Annotated in this window: 8 protein-coding genes; 3 read left to right on the top strand and 5 right to left on the bottom strand. The window is 60.6% G+C overall.

The features are described 5' to 3' along the window. Window positions 1–18: 18 nt before the first annotated feature. The 4 genes from ACEW8J_RS03380 to ACEW8J_RS03395 form a co-directional block, all read right to left on the bottom strand. On the bottom strand, window positions 19–1,404 hold the full coding sequence (locus ACEW8J_RS03380) for a DNA-packaging protein (protein ID WP_373490232.1): 1,386 nt from the start codon (window positions 1,402–1,404) through the stop codon (window positions 19–21). Further along, window positions 1,397–1,885, bottom strand: a complete 489-nt coding sequence (locus tag ACEW8J_RS03385; RefSeq protein ID WP_373490225.1) for a hypothetical protein — start codon at window positions 1,883–1,885, stop codon at window positions 1,397–1,399. The genes ACEW8J_RS03380 and ACEW8J_RS03385 overlap by 8 nt, the downstream gene beginning before the upstream one ends. A 172-nt stretch (window positions 1,886–2,057) precedes the next feature. After that, on the bottom strand, window positions 2,058–3,851 hold the full coding sequence (locus ACEW8J_RS03390; RefSeq protein ID WP_373490226.1) for a patatin-like phospholipase family protein: 1,794 nt from the start codon (window positions 3,849–3,851) through the stop codon (window positions 2,058–2,060). 59 nt (window positions 3,852–3,910) lie between these two features. Continuing rightward, on the bottom strand, window positions 3,911–4,990 hold the full coding sequence (locus ACEW8J_RS03395; RefSeq protein WP_373490227.1) for a DUF2855 family protein: 1,080 nt from the start codon (window positions 4,988–4,990) through the stop codon (window positions 3,911–3,913). A gap of 147 nt (window positions 4,991–5,137) precedes the next feature. Here ACEW8J_RS03395 and ACEW8J_RS03400 point away from each other — a divergent pair, with 147 nt between their 5' ends. The 3 genes from ACEW8J_RS03400 (at window position 5,138) to ACEW8J_RS03410 (ending at window position 8,933) form a co-directional block, all read left to right on the top strand. Continuing rightward, window positions 5,138–6,694, top strand: a complete 1,557-nt coding sequence (locus tag ACEW8J_RS03400) for an alanine/glycine:cation symporter family protein (RefSeq protein WP_373490228.1) — start codon at window positions 5,138–5,140, stop codon at window positions 6,692–6,694. A gap of 209 nt (window positions 6,695–6,903) precedes the next feature. Further along, a complete protein-coding gene (locus ACEW8J_RS03405; protein WP_373490229.1) occupies window positions 6,904–7,485 on the top strand; it encodes a YqaA family protein in 582 nt (193 codons plus the stop codon). Window positions 7,486–7,559: 74 nt separating this feature from the next. Next, window positions 7,560–8,933 carry a glutamate--cysteine ligase gene (locus ACEW8J_RS03410; protein WP_373490230.1) on the top strand — a complete coding sequence of 458 codons (1,374 nt, stop codon included), beginning with the start codon at window positions 7,560–7,562 and terminating at the stop codon, window positions 8,931–8,933. Window positions 8,934–9,098: 165 nt separating this feature from the next. Here ACEW8J_RS03410 and ACEW8J_RS03415 read toward each other — a convergent pair. Beyond that, window positions 9,099–9,474, bottom strand: a 376-nt coding sequence (locus ACEW8J_RS03415) for a hypothetical protein (protein ID WP_373490231.1), incomplete at its 5' end; no start/stop codon positions are given.

Below are 9,474 nucleotides of genomic sequence, written 5' to 3' on the forward strand. Positions count from 1 at the left end.
GCCTGCGCAGGGGCACCACTACCGCACCCGCGGCACCCGCCGTTTCCCCAACATCAACTCCGTCAACGCCCACACCAGAGCATCCGCCCGATCCGGTGACCGGCCAGGCCCTTCATAGCCGCCGCCGATCAGCAGCCCGCACATCTCGTCCTCGAGCGTCGGGAATGCGCCAGCATGATGCACCCGGCCATTTTCATACAGCGCCGCCACCGGCTCCGCCCGCGCAACCTTGCCGCGCGAGGCATGGACCAACCGCACCGGCAGCGAAATCTTCGCCGCGTGCAGCACCGATTTCACCATCGCCCCGCCCTGATTGGCTTCGGCTATAACCCGGTCGGCACGCCACCGCTCGGCTGCATCGGCAACCCGTCGCGCCCAGGTTTCCGGGCTGGCCTTTTCGACGCTGCAGTCAGCCAGCACATAGGCTTTGCCGTCCACGCCCAGTCCGGCGACGATGATCCCGCAAGCGTCTCCGGTTTTGGACGCCGGCGGATCGACACCGATGACGATGCGGGAGAAACCAGCCTCCCGTTCGTCTCGAGCGTAGTCGAGAGACCCGTTAGTGGAGGCCAATGTGTCTCGACTGCGCTCGACACGAACGGCACCAACCCGACACCCCTCGATCATCGCTCTTGTCCACAGAGCCCCTTCCAGCTCCTCGATCAGTTCGCCATCCAGCTCCTGACGCCCCAGCCGCGTTCCAGCATAATCTGCGATCATCGCGGTGAGAAAGGCCTCAGGCAGATGCAGTTCATTTTCATAGGTCCGGCCCGTCGTGATCACCGGTCCTTTGCTGCCAATCAGCGCCCGCATCAGGGCAACCGGGCGCGGTGTGGTGGTCGCGACAATCTGCGGCCGGAAACCAACGCGCAGCCCCATTTTCAGATTGTCCCAGGCCGCTTCCGCTTGCCCGGCGTTGTTCATCCACTTGCCAATTTCGTCGCACCAGGCATGGCTATGTTCCGGCCCCCGCAGCCCTTCTGGTTCAGCCGCCGAATAGAGATGCGCCTGCGCGCCATTGTCCCAGGTCAGCCGCTTCAGCGACGGCTCCCAGACGGGGCGCTGACCGGGTGGCGCGATCGATAGCACGCCGCTTTGACCTTCAACCATGACGGTCCGGGTTTCGGCATAATTGGCTCCCACCAAAGCGAAGCGGGCGCTGCCATCACCTTCGGCAATGCCGCGCACCCATTCTGCCCCCGCCCGGGTTTTGCCAAAGCCCCGACCCGCCATGATCAGCCAGACCGGCCAGTCTCCAGCGGGAGGTCTTTGTGCCGGCCGCGCCCAGATATTCCAATGATAGAGAAAGTCCTGCTGCTCCTGCTTGCTAAGACTGGACAGAAACACGCTGCGTTCGATTGGCGTCCATTCGGCAAAAAGTTCCGCCTCGGTAAAATCAATCATCATTGGCGGACGTCGATGGTTTCCCCTGCCCGTCGGCGAGCGCCCGGCGGCGCAACAGCTTGGCTCGCATATCACCCAGTTTCCGGTCGAGGCTGGCGCGCACCTGCTCTGGGCTGATATTATCCTCCAACGTGCGGGTCAGCGCTACCATCTGCTTGTGCGCCAGCAACAGTTTGACACCCAGGCCGTCGTTGAATTCCTTCACCGTCGCAACTTTTTTCCCGGCATGGAAAACATGTTTCTCGGTGCCGTTGCGCGCGCGGTCGAGCAATTCCATTTCGAGCAGCTCATAACCGACCGCCAGAGCCTGCATCCAATATTTGTAGAAATCCGGATCGCGGCTGCGCCAATGATATACGGTCGAAACCGAAACGCCGGCCGCTTTGGCTGATGCCGCTACATGCGAGCTGTTGCTGAGATATTTCAGGAACTTGAGTTTCCGCTTGTCGTCGTAATATCCCCTGACTGCTGATTTGGACATAATCTACTCCGTACCGAAACGGCGCGAACCGTCCGGGCATAAAAAAGGGCCTTCCGGTCTGGACGTCCTCGCCTGCTCGGCGCGGTCATCCAGAGCCTTCGGCCCGAATCACATTTTCGCGATGTTCCTGATTTGTACCTAAATAGCGTGACGCTGTCAAGCTATTTTTCACCTATTTGGTAAATTGTTCCTTGAAGCCACTGCTCGGCAGTACTTCCTCGCTGATATATTCAGCCGCCATTTCCGCCAGTTCCCGGCCCAGATGCCAGTCCAGTATCTGCATATTGGGGATGATCGGCGGGTTCACCAATATGTCCTGATCGCCCAGCATTTCCTTTGATGCCATCCGGCTCGCCACCACCATTGAGCGGGACATGATTTCGACAATCGACGGGAATTCCGCCTTTCGCTTCCGGCGCAGGATCACGTCCCGCAGCAGCGACCAGCGGCCGCGAATATCGTCATAGAGCGCATCGGTCCGCCAGACCTCATTGGGGTCGCCCAGCGACACCACGATATTCGGTCCGGTCTTGATGCCGTGCATGACCTTGACCGGGACATTGTCGAGCACGCCGCCATCGACCAGAATATTCCCGTCACTGTCGATGAAGGGCGGCAAGATCGTCGGCAGCGAACCCGAGGCCCGGACACATTCCCAGAGCGGCCCGCGCCGGTGGATATGCAGGCCGTTGGTCGACAGGTTGGTCGAGACGCCGAAGAAATTGATCGGCTGATCGGCAATATCCCGGGTGCCATAGCGGGTTCTGAGTTCGCTATCGAAAACCGTTGGATCGAGCAGCGAATAAAGTGGCAGGGTGAAGCGCTTCATCGCCTTGGCATGGATGAACATCATCTCCATCTGGTCGAGCGTTTCCTCCACCGTCATGCCCCTGGCAATCGCCCCGCCCATCGCCGCCCCGGCGCTGGCACCGCCGATGAAGTCGATCGGAATCTCGGCATCTCGCAGCGCCTGGATGACACCGAGATGAGCGCAGCCCATGGCGCCGCCGCCGGCCAGCACCACGCCGACCGCCCGGCCGGTCAGGAAGCGGGCGACCTTGGCAAAGTCCGCGTCCGTGTCGAGCGCGACATGATGGTGCAGCTGGGGCGCGCGCGGATCGATCCACTCGCCGCTGCGGCTGATCGTCTTGCTGGCGCTGGTGCGTAGCAACAGCAGGCTGCGCTGCGGCTCCGCGATCCACTGCATCGCGGCTTCTTCCATCGCATTGGGTTCGGGCTCGGTCTGGCCCGGCCGCGCCACCATCACCAGCGCATCGGCGTTGCGACAGACCATCTGGCCCCAGCCTTCCGATCCGCTGCCGTCGATCAGGACATAGGCGCCCTTCGCCTCCTGTTCCGCCAGCCATGCCTGATATTCATGGGCATCCGCCGCCTCGCTCGTCCCCCGGTCGAGCGGCACTACCGGCGTCTCGGCCCGCACCACGGATTCAAAGGCCACCGCGAGCCGCGCCAGAAAACCGTCGGGCATCTGGCTGTTTCCGGCGGGCAGCAGCGCAATCACCCGCGGGTTTTTCGCTGTGATCGATGCGGTCCGCGCCGTCGCCACCGCAAGCCTGGCAGAGACCAGCTTCAGCATCGCCGCATTCAGTTCCGGATGGCTGAGGGCAATCGCGTCAAACGCCTCCCGCGAGACTTCCAGCACGCTGGAATCACGCATCGCAACAACATCGGCTGTCCGCTTGCCACCCGCGAAAAAGGCCAGTTCTCCCAACGCTTCCCCGGCCTCGATATGGGCGACAATCCGCATCTGGTTGACCACCACCCGGAACCGGCCGGATTCGACAAAATAGAGCGCGTCGGCATCGTCCCCCTGACGCACCAATGCCTCGCCGCCGGCGATCTGGCGCATTTCGGAGACCGATTGCAATGCCTCCAGTGCTTCCAATGCCACGCCGTCGAACAGGGCGTGCCGACTCAGGTCCGGCTTTTCTGTTGGTTCCGCCACGTCATTTACCCCGTTGGTGCGACCCGTCAGAGAATCTTATCCGGTCTAGCGTGGCACAATCAAGCACCAACCGGTTGATGATGGCACATCAGGCCGCGACTGGGTGCAATCTCATTGGCGAGCATCGCCAGATAGACGGACTGCAAGGCCTCCCGTCCGCTAATATCCTCGATCGTCAGATAGGCACCGGCACCGGCGACAAATTCGGTAAACTGCTTTTCCACCCGGGACCGGAATTCGGCCGCTCCGATCTCCTTCATCAGGCTCTCCGCCGCGGTCGGCGCGAAAAACAGTTCCGGCTTCGGCCCCTGCAGATCCTGGCCGCCACCGCGCTGTTCGACATGCGTGGCGCCGACCAGCGAACTGAATTTCAGATTGTCGCCCCAGCGCGCATGGATCGCGGCCAGCAACGGCCCGTTACCGGCGAAATCGACCGAAACCGTGGGCCGGTCGGCATCGGCCGACGCCAGATCTTCATAGGCCAGAACTTCGTCATACAGCCCGCTTTTCTCGACAAAGCCCTTGTTGACCGTCGAGGTCAGGCCGACGCGGTGGATCGCCGGGCTCAGATTCCTGGCCACCATCGCCAGACCCAGCGATGTTTTCGACGATGCGCTGGTCATCACCAGCGCCTCCGCCCCGAACCAGTCATGCGAGCGCAGGAAATGTTCGATCAGGAAACTCGTGGTAAACAGCGGCTGAAAAATCGCGCGCTCCGCCTCGAACGCGTCTTCCGCCGTACCCAGCCGGTGATATTGATTATAAATGATCGCCAGCCCCTGCCGGTGCGCAGCACCGTCGACAAAGCCGCCATCCTGCACATGGGCCGGCGTCACCCGCAAATGACTCGCCATCGGCAAATAGCCATAGACCCGCTCGCCCACTGCGATGTCGGCATGCTGCGAAGCCACCACCTTGGCAAATCCCCAGACCGGCACAATCCCCCATTGGTCATCGCCGGTCGGGAAGAAATTCCAATAGCCAAAACCATCACCAACCACGGCATAGGTGATATTATTGGCGGTCAGCGCATATTTTTCGACCGCCAGCAAAATCTGCCCTTCCGCCAATGCCGGCGCCTCGCTCTCCTGCCAGCGCGTTTGCGCCAGATCATCTTTCCTCACCCACAGGCTTTGCATCGTTCAGACTCCATCCGATTTTCCGGTTTCCCGCCAACATAAGCGCTCGCGACCATTTGGCAAAAGCATTTGCCAAAAACCATCCGCCTGCTAATCCTGCCGGCCAACAGGAACTTGCGCGTCCGCGCGCCATCGGGGAGAATTTTAGTGAGTGCAGCACCGGTTTCAGGCTTTGAAGCGGCGATCGCGCCCGTCACCAATGTTTCGGATTTCATCTGGGGTGGCACCTGGGAAGGGGTAGAGATCCTGCCGCTGCCGCCGATGGTGGTGATCTTGCTCGGTGCAGGCGTTTATTTCATGATCGGCCTTCGCGGCTACCCGCTGCGCCGTCTGTTTCCATCGATGGCGGGACTGTTCAAAAAGTCGTCGAAACCAGGAGCTGGCGAGATTTCTCCGTTCGCGGCGCTATCCACAGCCTTGTCAGGTCAGGTCGGCACCGGCAATCTTGCTGGCGTCGCCACGGCGATTACGCTGGGCGGGCCAGGCGCCATTTTCTGGATGTGGGTGACCGCCCTGTTCGGCATGGCCCTGGCCTTTGCCGAAGGATCGCTCGCCATTCGCTACCGTTCGCAAGCCGCAGACGGCACCTATCGCGGCGGGCCGATGAGCTACATCACCATCGGCCTTGGCCCGAAATGGAAATGGCTGGCGATATTATTCTGTCTCGGCACATTATTTTCCGCGCTGGTCACCGGCAACGGCATTCAGGCCAACAGCCTCGGCGATAGCGCCAACGAACTGTTTGGCGTGGAAGAATGGGTCGGCGGCGCTGCGGCGGCGGTTGCGGTCTTCATCGTCATCATCGGCGGGATCAAATCCATCGGCCGCGTCGCCGAAACCATCGTTCCATGGATGGCCGGCGCCTATCTGCTGATGGCCTTGATCGCGATCCTCATCAACCTGCCCGACCTGCCGGAAACCTTCAGCCGCATTTTCGGCGGTGCCTTCAACGCCCAATCGGCCAGCGGCGGCTTTCTCGGTGCGGCCATCATCATGGCTATCCGCGCCGGTGTCGCGCGCGGCCTCTTCTCCAATGAAGCGGGTCAGGGTTCGACCCCGATCGCGCACGCGGTCGCACAAACCAATGACCCCGCCGCGCAGGGCCGCTTTGCGATGATGGGAACCTTCATCGACACGGTGGTCATCTGCACGATGACCGCACTGGTCATGCTGACCGTGGCCGGCGATTTCACCTATACCGATGCCAATGGCGTCAAACAGGTGGTCGAGCATGCCTGGCAATCGGACCTCAACGGCTTCGCCATGACCTCCGGCGCTTATGCAGCGGCCTTCCCCTTCCCGGTTCTGGGCATTCCGATCGGCACGATGATCGTATCGGTGGCGCTGATCCTGTTCGTGTTCACGACCTTGCTGACCTGGAGCTATTATGGCGAGCGGGCGATCACCTATCTCTATGAACTGATTCCCGGGTCGAACCTGACCGGGGAAAACCGGCTGCATTTCACTTGGCGGGTCCTGTGGTGCATCGTGATTTTCATCGGCTCCTTCGCTCCACTGGAACTGATCTGGCGTCTCGGCGATATTTCCAATGCGGCGATGACCTTGCCGAATATCATCGGTTTGCTGGCGCTGTCCGGCGTCGTCTTCGCCCTGGCGAAAGGCAATCGCACCGCCGGCACCGACCACGGCCGCGAGACACCGAAGGAATTGCTCGAAGATGTCGCCGGCGCACCGGGCCACTAGACGATGGACCATTTGAAAACCGGGCGCTCGGCGCAGCCATCCGCCTGTTCGGCTTCCCCGTACCAGTCCTTTCCTTGCATCGATGTCCGGGAATCACCCAGCGGAGCGAGGCAAGGCCGCCACAAAAAACGGATGGCGGCCGCCGCGCCTTATTGGCATGACAGCCAAGAGCACGGATGCGCCCGCCCGGCACCTGAGGTAAAATAATAATGCTCAAACGCCTCTATCTATGGATGCTCGACAAGGCGGGCCATCGGCAAGCCAGCAAGTGGTTGGCCGGGATCAGCTTTGCCGAATCCAGCTTCTTCCCGATTCCGCCGGATGTCATGCTGGCACCGATGTGTCTGGCGAAACCCGAGCGGTCTTACTGGTACGCCCTGATCTGCACCATCGCTTCGGTGCTGGGCGCCTTGCTCGGCTATGCCATCGGCTATTTTGTCTTTGAGACGGTCGGCATGCCGATTCTGGAATTCTACGGCGTCACCGACAAGTTCGATGTTTTTGCCCAGAATTTCAATGACCAGGGCTGGGTCGTGGTCCTCCTCGCAGGTTTCACGCCGCTGCCGTTCAAGGTGATCACCATCGCGGCCGGCAGCACCGCCATGCCGCTCCATATCCTGGTCGGCGCGGCGATCCTCTCCCGCTCGGCGCGGTTTTTTCTGGTCGCCGTGCTGCTCCGCTATTTCGGCCCACCGATGAAATTGTGGATCGACCGCAATTTCGCCATTGCCACCACCGCGGTCGGGATCCTGTTCGTCGGCGGCTTTGCCGCTGTCAGCTGGCTGCTATGACAAGCAACAAATGCTATCAGCGAAGCAGCTTTTTTTCAGTGGCCCGGCCGCTGATCATTTCCTAGGGGCGAATCATGAGCACCAGACAGGTTTCAGACAGCAACGATCCTGTGATCGAGCATATCGACCAGTTGATCGAGCCAATGATCGGCGGCGAAAAGCCGAAGGATCGCTGGCGGATCGGGACCGAGCACGAGAAATTCGTCTATTCCACCACCGACCATCATGCGCCCAGCTATGACGAACCCGGCGGCATCAGGGACCTGCTGCTCGCCATGCGGGAATTCGGCTGGGAGACGGTGGAAGAAAATGGCAAGGTCATCGCCATGGCCGGCAGCGATGGCGCCATCAGCCTCGAGCCAGCCGGACAACTGGAACTTTCCGGAGCCCCGCTCGAATCACTGCACGACACGTGCAACGAAACCGGCCGCCATTTGCAGCAGGTGAAGGCGATCGGACAGAAAACCGGTACCGGCTTCCTCGGCATGGGCATGTGGCCGGACAAGACCCGCGCAGAATTGCCGATCATGCCCAAGGGCCGCTACAAGATCATGCTCGACCATATGCCGCGGGTCGGCAATCTCGGGCTCGACATGATGCTGCGCACCTGTACGATCCAGGTCAATCTCGATTATGCCAGCGAAACCGACATGGCGCAGAAATTCCGCGTCGGCCTGGCCCTGCAACCCTTGGCCACAGCCCTGTTCGCCAATTCGCCCTTCACCGAGGGCAAGCCCAACGGCTACCAGAGCTTTCGCAGCCATATCTGGTCCGACACCGACCCGCACCGCACCGGCATGCTGCCCTTCGTGTTCGAGGACGGCTTCGGCTACGAACGCTACGCCGAATATATGCTCGACGTGCCGATGTATTTCGTCTTCCGCGACGGCCAGTATATCGACGCCGCGGGCCTCAGCTTCCGCGATTTCCTGAAAGGCAATCTCTCCGTATTGCCGGGCGAGAAGCCGACCATGTCGGACTGGACCGACCATCTGTCCACCGCCTTCCCGGAGGTGCGCCTGAAAAGCTTCCTCGAGATGCGCGGCGCCGACGGCGGTCCGTGGAACCGGATCTGCGCGTTGCCCGCCTTCTGGGTCGGCCTGCTCTATGACCAGACCGCGCTCGATGCGGCCTGGGACCGGGTCAAGGACTGGACCATGGAAGAGCGCGAAGCGCTGCGCAGCGCGGTCCCGAAGCTTGGGCTCGATGCACCCATCCCCGGTGGCGGCAAACTGAACGATCTGGCGAAGGAAATCCTCAACATATCCTCCGCCGGCCTCACCGCCCGCAATCGCCTCAACACCAGCGGCGACAATGAAAGCGGCTTCCTCGATCCGCTGCGCGAAGTCGTCGCCCGGGGCAAATCCCCGGCCGCCCAGCTGCTCGAGCGCTATCACGGCGAATGGAACGGCGATGTCAGCCGTATCTATGACGAAATGAGTTTCTGACCGCTTGTGCTCCGCGCTTGACGCGGAGCCCTGGGAGGCAAGAGCACAACGGTGACGCAGAGCTCCGCATCCAGTGCGGGGGGTATAGTGATAATACGTTTAACGCGATGATTTGACCACAGCTTGATGGTTAGAGTCGTGTTCCGGAGGTGCTCCCTAATATTTCTAAAGCCCTAGTGTCTCTTCCAGCGTCTTTTTGAATTCGTTCTCGTTCTCGTTGTTATAGAACGGGACGCCAGTTATCAGATATTTATCGGTATCAATCTTGAGCGTCTTTTTGGCATCGCGGATGTTTTTGAGGAAGTCCTCTTTCCATTTGTCGTTTGCTACCAAATGACTGCCCTTGGGCTCGATAAAGACCTGATAGGTTAGCTCTTTGCCCGATTTCTGTTTGCAAAATAGGATAAAGTCCGGCTCGAACGCCCGCCCTATGGAGTCAATTAACTTGAGCACCCGTTCGTTTCGCAGCAGATAGATATTCTCAAATTTCTGGCCCAACGCGTCAAAACGTCCTGCAAACATTCTAACAAACGCCTTTTCC

The organism is Parasphingorhabdus sp., from assembly GCF_041748495.1.
Classification (GTDB): Bacteria; Pseudomonadota; Alphaproteobacteria; order Sphingomonadales; family Sphingomonadaceae; genus Parasphingorhabdus.

Bases quoted from the DNA above. Each gene is read 5' to 3' on its own strand.
- ACEW8J_RS03380 (WP_373490232.1), bottom strand. From the start codon at position 1,404: ATGATTGATTTTACCGAGGCGGAACTTTTTGCCGAATGGACGCCAATC.
- ACEW8J_RS03405 (WP_373490229.1), top strand. From the start codon at position 6,904: ATGCTCAAACGCCTCTATCTATGGATGCTCGACAAGGCGGGCCATCGG.
- ACEW8J_RS03395 (WP_373490227.1), bottom strand. From the start codon at position 4,990: ATGCAAAGCCTGTGGGTGAGGAAAGATGATCTGGCGCAAACGCGCTGG.
- ACEW8J_RS03410 (WP_373490230.1), top strand. From the start codon at position 7,560: ATGAGCACCAGACAGGTTTCAGACAGCAACGATCCTGTGATCGAGCAT.
- ACEW8J_RS03385 (WP_373490225.1), bottom strand. From the start codon at position 1,885: ATGTCCAAATCAGCAGTCAGGGGATATTACGACGACAAGCGGAAACTC.